The sequence below is a fragment of the Actinoallomurus sp. NPDC052274 genome (assembly GCF_040679475.1).
In the GTDB taxonomy this organism is placed as follows: Bacteria; Actinomycetota; Actinomycetes; order Streptosporangiales; family Streptosporangiaceae; genus Actinoallomurus; species Actinoallomurus liliacearum.
This window is the reverse complement of sequence record NZ_JBFAUT010000072.1, coordinates 1-16,065: the sequence shown is the minus strand read 5'-3', so window position 1 is coordinate 16,065 and position 16,065 is coordinate 1. Positions and strand designations below refer to the sequence as shown.

The 16,065-nt window shown below is 72.3% G+C and carries 18 protein-coding genes; 13 read left to right on the top strand and 5 right to left on the bottom strand.

Annotated elements, in window-relative coordinates:
* Positions 1 to 36: 36 nt before the first annotated feature.
* From AB0K82_RS38495 to tsaD, 10 genes are all read left to right on the top strand, one after another.
* On the top strand, positions 37 to 921 hold the full coding sequence (locus tag AB0K82_RS38495) for a helix-turn-helix transcriptional regulator (RefSeq protein WP_364406819.1): 885 nt from the start codon (positions 37 to 39) through the stop codon (positions 919 to 921).
* A 13-nt stretch (positions 922 to 934) separates the two neighbouring features.
* Positions 935 to 1,291, top strand: coding sequence for a holo-ACP synthase (locus tag AB0K82_RS38490; RefSeq protein ID WP_364406816.1), 357 nt, complete (start codon positions 935 to 937; stop codon positions 1,289 to 1,291).
* A gap of 52 nt (positions 1,292 to 1,343) precedes the next feature.
* A complete protein-coding gene (locus tag AB0K82_RS38485) occupies positions 1,344 to 2,840 on the top strand; it encodes an NAD(P)H-hydrate dehydratase (protein ID WP_364406814.1) in 1,497 nt (498 codons plus the stop codon).
* A 114-nt stretch (positions 2,841 to 2,954) separates the two neighbouring features.
* Positions 2,955 to 4,103, top strand: a complete 1,149-nt coding sequence (gene alr, locus AB0K82_RS38480) for an alanine racemase (RefSeq protein WP_364406898.1) — start codon at positions 2,955 to 2,957, stop codon at positions 4,101 to 4,103.
* Positions 4,100 to 5,179 carry an alpha/beta hydrolase gene (locus AB0K82_RS38475; protein WP_364406811.1) on the top strand — a complete coding sequence of 360 codons (1,080 nt, stop codon included), beginning with the start codon at positions 4,100 to 4,102 and terminating at the stop codon, positions 5,177 to 5,179. Before alr ends, AB0K82_RS38475 begins: the two co-directional genes overlap by 4 nt.
* A gap of 29 nt (positions 5,180 to 5,208) precedes the next feature.
* Complete coding sequence (gene tsaE, locus AB0K82_RS38470; protein WP_364406895.1) at positions 5,209 to 5,631, top strand: tRNA (adenosine(37)-N6)-threonylcarbamoyltransferase complex ATPase subunit type 1 TsaE; 423 nt, start codon at positions 5,209 to 5,211, stop codon at positions 5,629 to 5,631.
* Positions 5,632 to 5,759: 128 nt separating this feature from the next.
* Positions 5,760 to 6,482 carry a hypothetical protein gene (locus tag AB0K82_RS38465; protein ID WP_364406808.1) on the top strand — a complete coding sequence of 241 codons (723 nt, stop codon included), beginning with the start codon at positions 5,760 to 5,762 and terminating at the stop codon, positions 6,480 to 6,482.
* 124 nt (positions 6,483 to 6,606) lie between these two features.
* A complete protein-coding gene (gene tsaB, locus AB0K82_RS38460; protein WP_364406806.1) occupies positions 6,607 to 7,269 on the top strand; it encodes a tRNA (adenosine(37)-N6)-threonylcarbamoyltransferase complex dimerization subunit type 1 TsaB in 663 nt (220 codons plus the stop codon).
* Positions 7,266 to 7,751 (top strand): ribosomal protein S18-alanine N-acetyltransferase, encoded by a 486-nt coding sequence (rimI, locus tag AB0K82_RS38455; protein ID WP_364406803.1) that lies wholly within the window; start codon positions 7,266 to 7,268, stop codon positions 7,749 to 7,751. Before tsaB ends, rimI begins: the two co-directional genes overlap by 4 nt.
* Complete coding sequence (gene tsaD / locus AB0K82_RS38450) at positions 7,748 to 8,779, top strand: tRNA (adenosine(37)-N6)-threonylcarbamoyltransferase complex transferase subunit TsaD (RefSeq protein ID WP_364406801.1); 1,032 nt, start codon at positions 7,748 to 7,750, stop codon at positions 8,777 to 8,779. Before rimI ends, tsaD begins: the two co-directional genes overlap by 4 nt.
* A 7-nt stretch (positions 8,780 to 8,786) precedes the next feature.
* On the opposite strand, the gene AB0K82_RS38445 is transcribed toward tsaD, so the two are convergent.
* Positions 8,787 to 10,202, bottom strand: coding sequence for a transposase (locus AB0K82_RS38445; RefSeq protein ID WP_364406798.1), 1,416 nt, complete (start codon positions 10,200 to 10,202; stop codon positions 8,787 to 8,789).
* Between the two features lie 283 nt (positions 10,203 to 10,485).
* Here AB0K82_RS38445 and AB0K82_RS38440 point away from each other — a divergent pair, with 283 nt between their 5' ends.
* Both AB0K82_RS38440 and AB0K82_RS38435 read left to right on the top strand, forming a co-directional pair.
* The gene (locus AB0K82_RS38440) at positions 10,486 to 10,755 is read left to right on the top strand and encodes a type II toxin-antitoxin system prevent-host-death family antitoxin (protein WP_345352944.1); all 270 of its coding nucleotides are present in this window, start codon (positions 10,486 to 10,488) and stop codon (positions 10,753 to 10,755) included.
* Positions 10,745 to 11,221 carry a type II toxin-antitoxin system VapC family toxin gene (locus AB0K82_RS38435; RefSeq protein ID WP_364406795.1) on the top strand — a complete coding sequence of 159 codons (477 nt, stop codon included), beginning with the start codon at positions 10,745 to 10,747 and terminating at the stop codon, positions 11,219 to 11,221. The genes AB0K82_RS38440 and AB0K82_RS38435 overlap by 11 nt, the downstream gene beginning before the upstream one ends.
* A gap of 251 nt (positions 11,222 to 11,472) precedes the next feature.
* On the opposite strand, the gene AB0K82_RS38430 is transcribed toward AB0K82_RS38435, so the two are convergent.
* The 4 genes from AB0K82_RS38430 to AB0K82_RS38415 all read right to left on the bottom strand — a co-directional run bounded on the left by AB0K82_RS38430 (position 11,473) and on the right by AB0K82_RS38415 (position 14,982).
* Positions 11,473 to 12,276 carry an ABC transporter permease gene (locus tag AB0K82_RS38430; RefSeq protein WP_364406792.1) on the bottom strand — a complete coding sequence of 268 codons (804 nt, stop codon included), beginning with the start codon at positions 12,274 to 12,276 and terminating at the stop codon, positions 11,473 to 11,475.
* Complete coding sequence (locus AB0K82_RS38425; protein ID WP_364406790.1) at positions 12,273 to 13,247, bottom strand: ATP-binding cassette domain-containing protein; 975 nt, start codon at positions 13,245 to 13,247, stop codon at positions 12,273 to 12,275. The genes AB0K82_RS38430 and AB0K82_RS38425 overlap by 4 nt, the downstream gene beginning before the upstream one ends.
* Before the next feature lie 274 nt (positions 13,248 to 13,521).
* Positions 13,522 to 14,391, bottom strand: coding sequence for a DUF4097 family beta strand repeat-containing protein (locus AB0K82_RS38420; protein ID WP_364406787.1), 870 nt, complete (start codon positions 14,389 to 14,391; stop codon positions 13,522 to 13,524).
* A 66-nt stretch (positions 14,392 to 14,457) separates the two neighbouring features.
* Positions 14,458 to 14,982 carry a hypothetical protein gene (locus AB0K82_RS38415; protein WP_364406785.1) on the bottom strand — a complete coding sequence of 175 codons (525 nt, stop codon included), beginning with the start codon at positions 14,980 to 14,982 and terminating at the stop codon, positions 14,458 to 14,460.
* Positions 14,983 to 15,460: 478 nt separating this feature from the next.
* Here AB0K82_RS38415 and AB0K82_RS38410 point away from each other — a divergent pair, with 478 nt between their 5' ends.
* A complete protein-coding gene (locus AB0K82_RS38410) occupies positions 15,461 to 15,892 on the top strand; it encodes an SSI family serine proteinase inhibitor (RefSeq protein WP_364406782.1) in 432 nt (143 codons plus the stop codon).
* Positions 15,893 to 16,065: the final 173 nt, after the last annotated feature.

Here is a 16,065-nt window from a genome sequence, read left to right as displayed (position 1 = left end):
CTGGCACGGCCGTCCGGCATGCCGCACCATGGACGGGTGACCGCGACGACCACCCGGAGGCGGACCGAGCTGGCCGCCTTCCTGCGCAGCCGACGGGACCGCATCACCCCCGCCGACGTCGGCATTCCGGCGGGGCTGCGTCGGCGCACACCCGGACTGCGCCGCGAGGAGGTCGCCCAGCTCGCCGGGGTCGGCGTCACCTGGTACACCTGGCTCGAACAGGGCCGTCCGATCAACGTGAGCGGCCAGGTCCTCGACGCGATCGCCCGTACGCTCCGCCTCGACCAGACCGAGCGCGAGCACCTGTACCGGCTGGCGGACGTGCCCGCGGTGCCCGGCCGGGCGCCGCACGACCGGCTCGAACCGCAGGTGCAGACCGTCCTCGACGGCCTGGTCCCGCTGCCCGCCACCATCATGTCCAGCCGGTACGACGTGCTCGCCTGGAACACCGCCTACGCCGCGGTGTGGCCGGGCATCCTGGAGGCCGACGACACCAAGCCCCGCAACCTGCTGTGGCGGATGTTCGTCACCCCGGAGTGCTGCAACCAGATGCTCAACCGGGACACCGAGCTGCCGCAGATGGTGGGGATGTTCCGGGCGGCGTTCGCCCGGCACCTCGGCGAGCCGTCCTGGACCGGGCTGGTCGAGCGCCTGTCGGCGGCGAGCCCGGAGTTCGCGCGGATGTGGGCGGCGCATGACGTCGCCGTGCCATCGACGCGCGTGAAGATCTTCCGGCACGCCTCCGTCGGCGAGATCCGGCTGTCGGTGGTGAACTTCGCGGTCACCGCCGCGCCGGAGACCCGGATGGCGGTCTACACGCCGGCCGACGAGGAGACCCGTGAGCGCGTCGCGTGGCTGGTCGACCACCCCGGCGCGCCCGCCGTCGACCACGTCCACGCGGCCCCCGTACTCCCGGAGTGATAAACCTGGTCGAGTGATCGTCGGAGTGGGGATCGACGTCGTCGACGTCGCCCGGTTCGCCAGGTCGCTGGAGCGCACGCCGGGCCTGGCCGTCCGGCTCTTCACCGACCGGGAACGCGGGCTGCCCCCGCGGTCCCTCGCCGCGCGGTTCGCCGCCAAGGAGGCCCTGGCCAAGGCGCTGGGCGCGCCGCGCGGGCTGCGGTGGACCGACGCGGAGGTACGCCGTGCCGAGGACGGCCGCCCGAGCCTGCACGTGACGGGCACCATCCAGGAGGCGGCCGAACGGCTGGGCGTCACCACCTGGCACGTGTCGCTCAGCCACGACGGCGGCGTCGCCGTCGCGGTGGTGATGGCGGAGAACGCCCGATGAGGGATTCGCGGCGGCGGTCGTGGCGAGAACGTCCCATGAGGAGGCGAGCGTGATGCGGTACGCGCACGAGGTCGACAAGGTCCGGGCCGCCGAGCAGGCGCTGATGGCCCGCCTGCCCGAGGGGACGCTCATGCGGCGGGCCGCGGCCGGCCTGGCCTCGGTGTGCGCCCGGATCCTGCGGCCGCGGAACGAGCCGGGCCTGGGGGTGTACGGCGCGCGGGTCGTCCTGCTGGTCGGCAGCGGCGACAACGGCGGCGACGCCCTGTACGCGGGCGCGGGCCTGGCGCGGCGCGGCGCCGGCGTCACCGCGATCCTCGCCGGGACCAAGACCCACGAGGGCAGGCTCGCCGCGCTGCGCGCCGCCGGCGGCCGCGCGCTGCCCGTCGCGGACGAGGAGCGGGTCGCCGACGGGATCGACCGGGCCGACCTGATCATCGACGGCATGCTCGGCATCGGCGGCCGGGGCGGGCTGCGCGAGCCGTACGCCGGTCTGGCCCGGCGCGCGGCCGACAGCGGGGCGATCGTCGTGGCGTGCGACCTGCCGAGCGGCATCGACGCGAGCACCGGCCAGGTCGCCGGCCCGGCGGTCCGGGCGGACGTGACCGTCACCTTCGGGACGTACAAGCCCGGCCTGCTCGTCGACCCGGGCGCCGACCACGCCGGCGTGGTCGAGCTGATCGACATCGGGCTCGGCCCGTACCTGCCCGACCCGGACGTGTGCGCGCCGGTCGCCGAGGACGTCGCCGCCGGGCTGCCCCGCCCGACCGGGGAATCGAACAAGTACCGGCGGGGCGTCGTCGGCATCCTGGCGGGCAGTGAGACGTTCACCGGGGCGGCCGTCCTGGCCGTCGGCGGGGCGGTGCGCGCCGGGGCCGGCATGGTGCGGTTCGCCTCCTCCGAGCACGCGGTGGAGCTGGTCCGGCACCGCTGGCCCGAGACCATCACCACGGTCATCGGGGACTCCGTCGACAAGATCGGGCGGGTGCAGGCGTGGGTCGCCGGTCCCGGACTGGGCACGGACGAGCGGGCCGAGGCGCTGCTCGCCCAGGTCCTCGCCACGGACCTGCCGGTGCTCGTCGACGCGGACGGGCTGACCGTGCTGGCGCGGCGCCGCGACCTGCTGTGGCGGAGCGCGCCGACCGTCCTCACCCCGCACGCGGGGGAGCTGGCCCGGCTGCTGGGCACCGACGCCGACGAGGTCGAGGCGCGGCGGCTGGAGCACGTGCGCCGCGCCGCCGCGGAGCTGGCCGCGACGGTGCTGCTCAAGGGCTCCACGACGCTCGTCGCCGAGGCCGACCGGCCGGTGCGGGTGAACCCCACCGGCACGCCCTGGCTGGCGACGGCGGGCAGCGGCGACGTGCTGTCCGGGCTCACCGGCACGCTCCTGGCCGGCGGCATGCCGGCGATCGACGCGGCCGCCGCCGGGGCGTACCTCCACGGCCTGGCCGCGCGGCTGTCGGCCGACCCGTACGGCGAGGGCGCCGCGCCGATCAGCGCGTACGACGTCCTGGACGCGCTGCCCGACGCGTTCCGCGTCGTGTCCGGCTGACGCCCGTCACGTCGGCGCGGATCGCCGTAGCCCGTCGTGTCCGGCCGACCGCCATCACCTCGGCGCGGATGGCCGGAGCTCACCCCCGCGACTGCCACACTGGAAGCCATGATGATGAACGTCCCCGCAACAGCGCACGTCGACCTGGCGGCGATCAGCCACAACGTCGGTGTCCTCCGCGAGAAGGCCGCGGGCGCCGAGGTGATGGCGATCGTCAAGGCCGACGGGTACGGGCACGGCATCATCCAGGCGGCTCGCGCCGCGCTGGCGGGCGGGGCCTCCCGGCTCGGCGTCGCCACGCTGGCCGAGGCGCTGACCGTGCGGCGGGCCGGCGTCGACGCGCCGCTGCTGTGCTGGCTGCACGGCGCGGGTGAGCCGTTCGACGAGGCCGTCGCCGCCGACGTCGACCTGGCCGCGAGCTCGGTGCACGTCGTCGAGGCCATCGCGGCCGCCGCCGCCCGCGCGGGCCGTACGGCGCGCCTGCACCTGAAGATCGACACCGGGCTGTCCCGCGCCGGGGCGACGCTCGAGGAGTGGCCGTCGGTCGTCGACGCCGCGCTCCGCGCCCAGGCGGAGGGGCGCGTCCAGGCGGTCGGGATCTGGTCCCACATGGCGTGCGCGGACGAGCCGGGCCACCCGTCGATCGCCACCCAGCTCAGGACCTTCGACGAGGCCGTCGAGTTCGCCGAGAAGGCGGGCGTGCGCCCCGAGGTCCGGCACATCGCCAACTCCGCCGCGACGCTGACGATCCCGGAGGCGCGCTACGACCTCGTACGGCCCGGCATCGCGGTGTACGGCCTGAGCCCGATCCCCTCGCACCCGGCCTCCGACGGGCGCGAGGACCACAACTTCGGCCTCCGGCCCGCCATGACGCTCACCGGGCGGCTGATCGTCACCAAGCGCGTCGCCCCGGGCACGGGCGTCTCGTACGGGCACCGGTACACCACCGACCGGGAGACCACGCTCGGCGTCGTGCCCCTCGGGTACGCCGACGGGATCCCGCGCAGCGGGACCAACCTCCTGGAGGTCTGGGCGGCCGGTCGCCGGCGGCGCATCGCCGGCACGGTCTGCATGGACCAGTTCGTCATCGACGTGGGCGACGACGAGATCCACGCGGGCGACGAGGTGATCCTCTTCGGCCCGGGTGACCGGGGCGAGCCCACCGCTCAGGACTGGGCCGACCTGCTCGGCACGATCTCCTACGAGATCGTCACCCGCATCGGCGCACGCGTCCCCCGCGCGTACGAAGGAACCCCGGAATGAACAAGAAACGCATCGGGCTGATCGGCGCGGCGGTCGGCACGGTCGGCGCGGTCGGCGTGGGCGCGGTCGTCGCCGCGCGCAAGTACGCCGTCGGACGCGCCCGGCTGACCCCCGACCCCGACGCCGGCGAGCCGTTCGGCGAGCTGCACGGACGGCAGCTGACCGTCGAGGCGAGCGACGGCGTGCCCCTGCACGTCGAGATCGACGGGCCGGACGACGCCCCCCTCACCGTGGTCTTCTGCCACGGCTACTGCCTGAACGAGGACTGCTGGCACTACCAGCGGCGCGACCTCGGCCGCGACGACGGTCTGCGGATGGTCTTCTGGGACCAGCGCAGCCACGGTCGGTCCGGCCGCAGCGACCTGACCCACGCCACCGTCGACCAGTGCGGCGCGGACCTGTTCGCGGTCCTGGAGGCCACCGTGGACCCCGGCGCGCCGGTGGTCCTGGTCGGCCACTCCATGGGCGGCATGACCATCATGGCGCTGGCCGACAGCCATCCGGAGCTGTTCGAGGACGGCCGGATCGCCGCCGTCGCCCTGATCAACACGTCGTCGGGCGAGCTGGCGGAGCTGAGCCTGGGCCTGCCGATGGCGTTCGGGAAGGTCTTCAAGGCGGCGCTGCCCCGGGTGACGCGCAGCCTGGGCAAGCGGGCCGAGCTGATCGAGCGCGGCCGGAAGGTCGGCGCCGACGTCGCCTTCATGGTCACCCGCCGGATCGCGTTCGGCGACAAGCACGTCAGCCCCACGGTGGTGGACTTCCTCGAGCAGATGATCCGCTCCACGCCGATCGACGTGATCGCGGAGTTCTACCCGACGCTCGCCGCCCACGACAAGCTCGCGGCGCTGCAGGTGCTCAAGGACCTGCCAGCGCTGGTCGTCGTCGGCGACGAGGACCGGCTGACGCCCGCCGCGCACGGGCGGGCGATCGCGGCCGTGCTGGAGGACGCGGAGCTCGTGGAGCTGTCCGAGGCGGGCCACGTCACGATGATGGAGCACCCTGAGGTCGTAACCCGGGCGCTCATCCGGTTGATCGACCGGGTGCGCCCTGTCGCGGAGGAGGAGCGGTCGGCGTGAAACCCATCCCGGTTCCCACCGATGAGGTCATGCGAGAGCTGGGCCGGAGGCTGGCCGCCGCGCTGCGCGCCGGCGACCTGGTCGTACTGTCCGGGCCGCTCGGCGCGGGCAAGACCACGCTGACCCAGGGCCTGGGCGACGGGCTCAAGGTCCGCGGGCCGATCACGTCGCCGACCTTCGTGATCGCGCGGGTCCACCCGTCGCTGGCCGGCGGGCCCGCGCTGGTGCACGTCGACGCCTACCGCCTCGGCGGGCTGGACGAGGTCGACGATCTGGACCTCGACCTGCAGGATGCCGTGACCGTCGTCGAGTGGGGCGAGGGCATGGTGGAGGAGCTGTCCGAGGACCGGCTCGAGGTCATGATCGAGCGCGGGGACACGGAGGAGCGCACCGTCCGGATCACGGGCGTCGGCGCCCGCTGGGCTGACTCGCCCGTCGACCACCTGCTGTGATCGGCGGATTTGGACCGGTCCCTTCCTGTTCGGGCGCAGACGTAACCGTGATCTTGCAATACCCTCACGAGTAAATCTCACCTTCCTGGCGAATCAGGACATACAGCTCGACGAGGGGGAGAGATCTGGTGAGTGGCCGTCGTCGCGCCCCCCGCCCGGCCGGACGCCGCAGACGCGTCTGGGCCGTCGCGGGCGTCCTCGCATTGGTCGTCGCCGTCTGCGCCGTCGCGGCCGTCGCACTCCTGCGGCCGGGCAAGGCCCGGACCACGGCCGCCAAGGCCGGGACCGGACCGCAGAGCTCGCCGATGACCGCACCCGACGGTTCCGAGCGCGACGTCGTCCCGGACGCCTGCACGGCGCTGAGCCAGAAGGTCGCCGACCAGCTCACCCCGGGCGCCGACGCCACCGAGATGAGCCAGAGCACCCAGCCCGACCAGCACAGCGAATGCGCCTGGAGCCTCTTCGGGAACAACCGCCGGCAGCTCACCGTCGAGCTGCGCGCCCTCACCGCCGACGGCGCGACCAGCGCGACCGGCGTGGCGACCCGGACGTTCGGCCAGGAGTGGGAGTCCGACCGCGCGGGCAAGGAGCTCGCCGACACGGTCAAAGTGCGTGACAGCCGGGGCGTGAGCGGCGTCGGCGAACAGGCGTACGTCGTCTACACGGTCGACGATTCCGGGATCGGCGACGCCGTCGCCAACGCCCGCCTCGCGAACGTCCTCGTCACCGTCCACTTCTCGGGCGGCGACGAGAAAGACGGCGACGCGAAGCCGATCTCCTCCTCGGACGCCGCGAACGGGGCCCTCTCCGCCGCCCGCGACGTGATCTCCAAGCTCCAGTCAAAGTCCTGACCGGCGCCGAAGGCGCTGCGCGCCGCCGCCGAGCTGCTCGAAGAGGTCCACCGCGCCGCCCGGTACCCGCCGACCGGCACCACCTGGCCACGGTGATGCCGCGGGCGCGCTACGCTCATAGGTCGTGCTGGTCTTGGCTTTTGACACTGCGACCGCCGCGGTCACCGTCGCCCTGAGCGAGGGCACCGCCGGCGGCGTCCGGCTGCGCGCCGAGTCCAACGCGGTCGACCGGCGGCGGCACGCCGAGGTGCTCGCCCCCGCGATCGCGACCGTGCTCGACGAGGCCGGGGTGACCCGGGCCGACCTGTCGGCCATCGCGGTCGGCGTGGGGCCCGGCCCGTACACCGGCCTGCGCGTCGGCCTCACGACCGCCCGCGCGCTCGGCGCCGTGCTCGGCATCCCCGTCCACGGCGTCTGCACGCTCGACGTCCTCGCCTGGCAGTCCGGCCGCACCGGCCCCTTCGTCGCGGCGACCGACGCCCGGCGCAAGGAGGTCTACTGGGCCTCCTACGCCTCGTCCCGCGCCCGGAGCACGGGTCCCGCCGTGGGCAAGCCCGCCGAGGCCGCCGAGCCGGGCCTGCCCGCCATCGGAGAGGGCGCGCTGCTCTACGCCGACACGCTCGCCGGACAGGAGCCCGCGCTGCCGTCCGCCGCCGCGCTCGCCGACCTGGTGCTCACCCGGCTGTCCGGCGGGGAGGGCCCCGATCTCCTGGAGCCCGTCCCGCTGTACCTCCGCAAGCCCGACGCCCGCGAGCCCGGCCCGCGCAAACGGGTGACGCAGCCATGACGCTGCGCGCGATGAGCGCCGCCGACCTGTCCGACGTCCTCGCGCTCGAGCCCGTGCTGTTCCCCGAGGAATCCTGGTCGGAGGAGGCCTACCGCGAGGAGCTGGCCGATCCGACCGGCACCCGGCACTACGTCGTGCTCGAGGACGGCGACGGCCGCTTCGCCGGCTGGGCGGGGCTCGCCGCCGTCGGTGGCCAGGCCGACGTCCTCACCATCGGCGTCCGGCCGGAGTTGCAGGGGCGGGGGTTCGGCGCCCGGCTGCTGACCGCGCTCCTCGACGAGGCCGCCGCCCGTGGCTGCCCTGAGGTGTTCCTCGACGTCCGCGCCGACAACGACCGGGCACGGCGGCTGTACGAACGATTCGGCTTCACCCCGGTCGGCGTCCGCAAGCGCTACTACCAGCCCTCTGGCGTGGACGCCATCGTGATGGTCCGTGACTCGCGGCGGAGCGGAGTGCCCGCCGGACAGGGAGTGCAAGCATGAAGGACGAACCCCTGGTCCTGGGGATCGAGACGTCCTGCGACGAGACGGGCATCGGCATCGTCCGCGGTCACACGCTGCTCGCCGACGCGATCGCCTCCAGCGTCGACGAGCACGCGCGCTTCGGCGGGGTCGTCCCCGAGGTCGCGTCGCGGGCGCATCTGGAGGCCATGACGCCGACCGTGGACCGTGCCCTGGCCGACGCGGGCGTCACCCTGAACGACATCGACGCGATCGCCGTCACCGCCGGCCCCGGACTCGCCGGCGCGCTCCTCGTCGGCGTCGCCGCCGCCAAGGCCTACTCCCTCGGCCTCGGCAAGCCGCTGTACGGCGTGAACCACCTCGCCGCCCACGTCGCCGTCGACCAGCTCGAACACGGCGCGCTGCCGAAGCCGTGCGTCGCGCTGCTCGTCTCCGGCGGCCACTCGTCGCTGCTGCTCGTCCCCGACGTCGCCTCGGACGTGCGCCCGCTCGGCGCCACGGTCGACGACGCGGCGGGGGAGGCGTTCGACAAGGTCGCGCGGGTGCTCGACCTCGGCTTCCCCGGTGGCCCGTACATCGACCGCGCGGCACGCGAGGGCGACCCCGGCTCGGTGTTCTTCCCGCGCGGCAAGTACGACGACGGCACCTACGACTTCTCCTTCTCGGGCCTGAAGACCGCGGTGGCCCGCTGGGTCGAGGCCCGCGAGCGCGCCGGCGAGCCGGTCCCGGTCGCCGACGTCGCCGCGGCCTTCCAGGAGGCGGTCGTCGACGTGCTGACCAGGAAGGCCATCGCCGCCTGCAAGGACAACGACGTGTCCCACCTGCTCATCGGCGGCGGCGTCGCGGCCAACTCCCGGCTGCGCGCCCTGGCTCAGGAGCGCTGCGACAAGGCCGGCATCCAGTTGCGCGTGCCCCGGCCGAAACTGTGCACCGACAACGGCGCCATGGTCGCGGCCCTCGGCTCCGAGCTCGTCGCCGCCGGCCTCGCCCCCTCCGACCTCGGCCTGCCCGCCGACTCCTCCCTCCCCATCACCCAGGTCCTCGTCTAGTGCCGTGTCAACCAACGTTGGTCGTTTTGACCGTGTTGGGTGATCCTCGCCTGGGGCGAGCGACTCCCCACGGGGGTGGGGCGGGCCGCGGCCGGCCATTGGACCTTTTGACGGTGCCGTGATGGGGGCGTCGTCTTGGGTCACGCCGGGCTGGTCCGGTACGGGGGAGGTGCCGTCCGGCTCGACGGTGCGTGATCACCACCGGGAACGGGTTGTTGGTGGTGATGGTGCCGCCCGGTCCTCGCCGGGCGATGTTGGCGCCGCCGACCAGGTCGCGGTGCGCGCTGAAATCACAATGCATGCAGGTGAAGCGGCGGCCGGTGGGTTTGGGTACCCGCCGGTCGCAGGACGGGCAGGTCGAGGACGTGCCGCGCTCGTCCACGAGCACGACGCGGATCCCGGCCTGCTCTGCCTTGTCCTTCAAACAGCGGAGCAGGTAGCCGACCCGCCAGTCCCGGACGCGCTTGTTGTGCCGCCGCCCGGCCTTCAGGCCCAGCACCCCGCGCGGGTCACCGACCACCAGCGTCCCGACGCGGCGCTGCACCGCCCAGCCGATCACGGTCTTGGCCGCCTCGTGCTGGGCCTGCCTCACGCGGCGCTTGTGCCGGGCCTCCAGCTTCCGCTGCCGGGCCCGGAACTTCCGCCACCGTCGCGACCCCACCTGCCCCGGCTTCGGTGCTCGGGCGGCCATCGTCCGGCGGCGGTATTTGCCGTCCTTGAGATGCAGGTGGGTTTCGGCGCGGATCGCCCGCCCCGACACGATGAGACCTTCTGCGTCGGGTCCGGCCACCGCGAACGGATGAATCACTCCCGGATCTACTCCGGCCACCCGGTCCGGGTCGGGCTCGGTGCCGGGCTCATAGGCGGCGACGGGGACTTCGGCGGTCACCTCGACGAACAACCGGCGGCTCTCGTTCAGCAAGGTGACCGACCGGACCTGCTCGATCGGGTAGGGCACCTGTCGGTCCAGCCGCACCCACAACGGCGGACACCCGCGACCGGCGGGAAGTCGTAACCGCTGGTCCTCCAGGGTGAAGATGCCGTGGTAGTACCGGACCGGCACCAGGCGGCGTTTGCGGCGCGGGAACCGGGCGCAGGCATCCCCGTCCTTGCGGCGTTTGGCGGCGGCGAACCACGCGTCGCTGTAGCGGCGTAGCACCGACCGCGCCCCCTTGGTGTCCAGTTCACCGAACGTGCCCGGACCGGCCGCCGACAACTCCCGGCACAACGCCTGATACGAGGCCACGGCGGGCAGGCCGCGCTGGCGCCGCCACCGGTTCATATCCAGCACGCACGCCCACACGTCCCCGGCTGAGACAAGCAGCCCGAAACACCGCTCCCGCTGGCCGGGCGTGAGACGCAGGCCGACCCGGGCGGTACGCATCACCGTCCGGGCAGCATCCGGATCAACACGTCGAGGCATGAGGTGATTACAGCAGGTGCCTGCGACAGAACAGAGACGGTCGGCGGCGCCGCACTACCAACCTCCCGAATCGATGATCGCAAACGCCTCATCTCCCGGAGCCGGCACCAAGACGGCCCGTCATCCCGACAGGACCAACGTTGCTTAATGCGGCACTAGCATTCCGGCGTGCGCCGGGGACCTGGACGCTCCGGACGACGGCGAGGGGCGTCCATCGACGCTTCCACAATGTCGGTGGTGGCACCGGGTGGCGCAGTGTGGCACCCAGGCATAGCATCGGGATATGGCCGCGCAACCTGAGATCACCCAGCGGGATCTGCGGAACCGCTCCAAAGAGATCATGGACGCTGTCGAGCACGGGCAGGCGTTCACGGTCACCAGGGACGGTCACCAGATCGGTGAACTGATCCCCCTGCGTCGGCGTCGCCGGTTCGTCCCCCGTGAGGAGTTCGCCGCGATGTCCCGTGGCGCTTCCGCCATCGACATCGACGCGTTCCGCGCCGATCAGGATGCCGCCCTCGACCACGACGCGGCCGACCCTTATGGCCGCTGAACGTCATCCGCAGGGCCTGCTCGACACGAACATCGTGATTCTGCGGAACTGGATCGATCCCGCCGAACTGCCGGACGAGATGGCGATCAGCGCGATCACACTCGCTGAACTGTCGGCAGGTCCCCACCAGGTCCGCCCCAACAGCGAACAGGGTGACTACGACGAGCATGCCGAGCGTGCTCGACGGCTTGACGTGGTGCAGCGGGTGGAGCACGAATTCGATCCCATCCCGTTCGGAGTCGAGGCCGCGCGGGCCTTCGGCAGAGTCACCGCAGGGGTCGTCGCCGCAGGCCGCAAGCCGCGCCGGCGAGCGGCCGACCTGATGATCGCTGCGGTGGCGATCGCCGAAGGGCTACCGCTGTTCACCACGAATCCCGATGATTTCCGGGGCTTGGACGAGCTACTGGCAGTCGTTCCGGTAACGCGGTCCGTGGTCGAGCACACGCGGCGATCGGATCCCCGCTAACAGATCGAGTCGGCGCCGTATTCGCGAGGCCGGCCGGATATCGGGGCGTGTCTCAGCGGGCCGGCCGTACCGAATGCTCGGTGATCGTGGGCGCGAAGTGGGGCGAAGTGGGGCGAACTTCGCAGATTTGCGGTTCGGCTCCGGTCTTGACCGGGCGTTCGGTACGGCGACGAGGTGATGGCCGGAACGGCGACCACCCGGGCCGCCGCCGATGACGGGGACCCGGGGTCGTCTTCGCGTCGCGTCGGTGGTCAGGCGCTGACCGCCTTCTTGTAGAGGTGGGTCGCCAGCGGGATGAAGACGATCAGGATGACGGCGATCCAGAGCAGTGATGCCGGGATGGCGTGCTGGATGGGCCAGGCGCCCGAGGTCTTCAGCGCGGCGTTGGTGTTGCCGAAGAGCTCACGTGCGGCCTGGGTGAAGGTGGAGACGGGGTTCCACTCGGCGACGACGCGGAGCGGCGTGGGCAGTTTGGAGCTGTCCAGGAAGGCGTTGGAGACGAACACCAGCGGGAGCGAGACCATGGTCGCGACGTTGTTGAAGCTCTCCGGGGTGCGCAGGGCCAGCGCGACGGTGGCGGTGACCCAGGAGAAGGCGTAGGCGAACAGCAGCAGCAGCCCGATACCCAGGATGGCCTCGAACGGTGAGGTGTGCACCCGCCAGCCGACGATCAGTCCCATCACCGCCATGACGAGCAGGCTGGCGAGATTCATGAGCAGGTCGCTGACGGTCTGGCCGATCAGCACCGCGGACGGGGCCATGGGCAGCGAGCGGAACCGGTCGAAGATGCCCTTCTGCAGGTCCAGGGTCAGCGTGTAACCGGTGGCCTGCGCGCCCATGATCACGGCTTGGACGAAGATGCCGGGGAGCAGGAACTCCCGGTAGGACATTCCCGGGACGTCGATGACGCTGCCGAAGACGTAGGCGAACAGCAGCACGAACACGATTGGGAACATGATCGCGGCACCGAGCAGGTCCGGCGACCGCCGGATCTTCAGGGTGTTGCGCTTGGCGATCGTCCAGCCGTCGGCGATGGGCATGGTGAGCGCGTTCATCGGGTGGCCTCCTGGGCCTGCGGGACGGTGCCGGACGCCTGGTGCCCGGTCAGGGTGAGGTAGACGTCGTCGAGGGTGGGCCGCCGCAGCCCGGCGTCCCGGACCCGGACTCCCTCGTCGGCCAGCCGGCCGAGGACCTGGCGGAGTGCCTCGGGGCCGTCGGTGACCGGAATGGTGATCTGCAGGGACTCCGGAACGGTCCGCATGGCGCCGACGGCGACCCAGGCGAGCGTCTGCCGGGCGGTCTCCAGTTCGGCGGCGCTGGTCACGGTCAGTTCGATGCGGTTGCCGCCGACCTGGTCCTTGAGCTCGTCGGCGGTGCCGCGGGCGATGGCGCGGCCGTGGTCGACCACCATGATCTGGTCGGCGAGGTGGTCGGCCTCTTCCATGTACTGCGTGGTCAGCAGCAGCGTGCTGCCGCCGGCGACGAGTTCGGAGATGGTGTCCCACAGCGCGGCGCGGGCGCGGGGATCCAGGCCTGTGGTGGGTTCGTCCAGGAACAGCACCGGCGGGTCGGCGACCAGGGCGCCGGCGAGGTCGATGCGGCGGCGCATGCCGCCGGAGTAGCCCTTCACGGGCCGGTCGGCGGCGTCGGTGAGGTCGAAGCGTTCGAGCAGCTCGCGGGCGCGGGCCTTGCTGCGCCTGGCGCCCAGGTGGTACAGCCGCCCGACCATCTCCAGGTTCTCGGCGCCGGTGAGGTGTTCGTCGACGGCGGCGTACTGGCCGGACAGCCCGATGTACGAGCGCAGCCGCCGGGCGTCGCCGACGACGTCATATCCGGCGACGGTGGCGCGGCCGCCGTCGGGGCGCAGGAGCGTGGTCAGGACCCGCACCGTCGTGGTCTTGCCGGCGCCGTTCGGGCCGAGCAGGGCGAGCACCGTCCCCTGCGGGACGGAGAAGCTCAGGCCGTCCAGGGCGGTCACCTCGCCGTATCTCTTGACCAGCCCTTCGGCTGTGATCGCGTCGCTCATGCGAGTCTCCTTGTCGGAGGTCGGGGCCGATGTCGCCATCGGCGAAACGGGCAGCGTCAGGGCGCGGTGTGACGCGGACGCGCCAAACCGCTCCCCGGGCCGAGAGGATCGAAGAGTGGGGAATCACCCGTGCCTCTGGGCGAGGCGGGCGCGTTACCGGGCTCGTGGCTCGGTGGGGTGACGGAGGAAGGCCCCGAGTCCGGTCAGAAGGGAGGAGCGCCGGTCGGCGGATCGGTGCCGCCTCGTGGTCGGGCGCCGCGCGGCGCCGTACGGCTCAGTCCTGAGGGGTCAGGGTGGCCCGGCGGATCACGATGTCGCCGAGTCCGGTGCGGGCGCGGACCTCCACGGTCCGGTCGGCCTCTCCGGGGCCGTCGGTCTCGTCCAGCATGTTGTGCACGGTGCCGGCGGTGGCGTGCACGTCGAGCCAGGCGGCCGTGCCCTCACGGACGCCGGCCTCGAGCTGACCGGCGCCGGTCTGCAGGACGACGGTGCCCTGAGAGATCTCACCGATGCGGATCCTGCCCGCTGCGGTCTTCGCGTCGATGTCGCCGTGCGCCTGATCGATCACGATGTCACCACTGGCGGAGCGGACGCGGACGTTACCGGAGGCCTCGCCGGTCCAGGTGCTTCCGGAGGAGGTCTTGAGCGTGACGGCGCCGCCGGCGTGGCGGAGGCGTATCGCGCCGACACCTGTGGTGATCTTCACGTCGCCCGCCACACGTCCGGCCGTGACGTCCCCGCCGCCGGTACTCGCCCGTAGCGTGCCGGCGTCCTCCATCCAGATGACGCCGGCGCCGCTGGACACCTCGCAGTCGCCGAGCCGTCCCGCGCAGTGGATGCCGCCGAACCCGGATGAGGCGTGCAGGTGGGAGCCTGTAGGAAGCTCGATGTCGATCCGGACGGCGGCGTTCTTGCCGGGGCCCAGGATCATGCTGGCGCGCCGCTTCGGCCCTTTGACCAGCAGTCGTCCGTCGGTGTATTCGACCGTGGTCTCCTCCGCGGCTCGGACGTCGCTCGCCTTCGACGCGTCGGCGGGCCGCACCTCGACGACGGTGTCGCCGCGGTCGGACGCGGTGACACGGAACTCGGCGATGGAGGCGTCGAGCGTCGCGGAGATCGGCTCGGGGGTTGCGAATGTGGGCATGATGCTGCCTCTCTGGTCGCAGGGTCGAGACCCCGCCGCTGGTCGGTGGTGGTGAAGGGGGCCGGGTCAGCGGGCCCAGCCGGTGTAGCGGCCGCCGCGTGAGGCCGAGCGCCTGTGGACGTCCCGCTTGAGGTCCGTACGCTCCACGGCCTCGGCGATGGTGCGGACGAGCCAGGCGTTGACCGAGAGTCCTTCCCGGTCGGCGGCCTGCTCGGCCCTGACCTTCAGCTCTTCGGGGAGGCGGAGGCTGATCCGTGAGACGGCGCCGTCCTTGGCGCTGTACGGCACCGGCGCGGCGGGCTCCGCCGGTGGCGCCGCCGTGACGGTGGCGTCCTCCTCCGAGCCTCCGGAGGGCGGATCCACGACGAACTCGGGCTCGCCCCTGCGAAGGCGCAGGTCGACCGAACCGGGGGCGAGCTCCCGGGTGATCTCCTCGGCGGCGGCCGACAGGGCGTCCAGCAGGGCGAGCCGGATCGCCGACTCCAGCGGCGCGGTGAGCCGCTCGGCGAGCTCGCGGGCTTCTTGGCCGCCCGCCTCGGCGGCGATCGCGAGCTCCTGGCGGAGCTGTGCGACGTACGACTCCAGGTGCATGACGCCAGCATGGCATGCCGGATGGCGTCACGACAAGCGTCAGATGGCGTCACTTTGACGTCACAGCGGCGTCCTCGTGTGCGCCACCTCTCGGGATGTCCCCCCCCGTGACGCGCGCCGCGGTCGCCGACTGTGATCCATCCCACTGTCTCCTTCGATTATTGGGAAAATAATAAATTCCCACCGCGAAGTGAATGACAGAAGCACTGATGATGGCTGGACGACGGTCGCGCCGCGGAAGTACATCTTTCAAACGTTCTCTTGTGATCGTGTGGCCGGGTGTGGACAGGGCTGCGGGGGTTGAATCGCAGATTTCGTCGTAATAACGTCCGTGAGCGAAAGGGATTCGCGAGTTAGCGCGTCGCGACAGATCCCTTGAGGAAAGGTCCCATCGGCGGACGAGGGAACGCCCAAAAGGTCGACTCTCGCACGCCGAAATGGCCATCGAACACAGCTCGGCTTGGAAAAGGAGGCTGGAATGCGCATGCCCGACTCGCTGCGAGGCGGAGGCCGGCGGACCACCACGGTGGCCGCCTCGGGGCTGCCGGCCCTGGCCGCCGGCCCCGCCGCGGTGGCGGCGCCAACGACCATCCAGACCGGTCCGGCGGGGGTCCACACCCTGCCCGTCAGTCCGATCGAGGGCGGAGACCCCGCCCGTACGACCGTTCTGACCTGCGACCCTGACGGCGGAACGCACCTCGCCCCCGCGGCGGCGTGCGAGCGGCCGCGCGCCGTCGACGGCCGGATCGCCGACCTGCCGGAGGGGTCCGGCGCATGCGCGCTGGTCCACGCGCCCGTGCGCGTGACCGCTGAGGGCCGAGGGAACGGCGACTCTCGCCGCCACCCCCGGACCTTCTTCGATCGACGCGCGGCGATCCGCGCGACCGGAGGCGTCTTCTTCGCCTTCTGACGGGAGACATCCCAGGTGCACCGAGACATCACTCGGTTGTAACTTTCACGAGCTTCCCCTGGACGTCGGCTCGGGACTAGATCGGACGCGGGTCCGGCGGCGCACCGGTCGGACGACCAGATCGAGTCCGAGCCGGAGGTGATCCGCAGCCGCAGCGCCTTGGCGCCCACGTC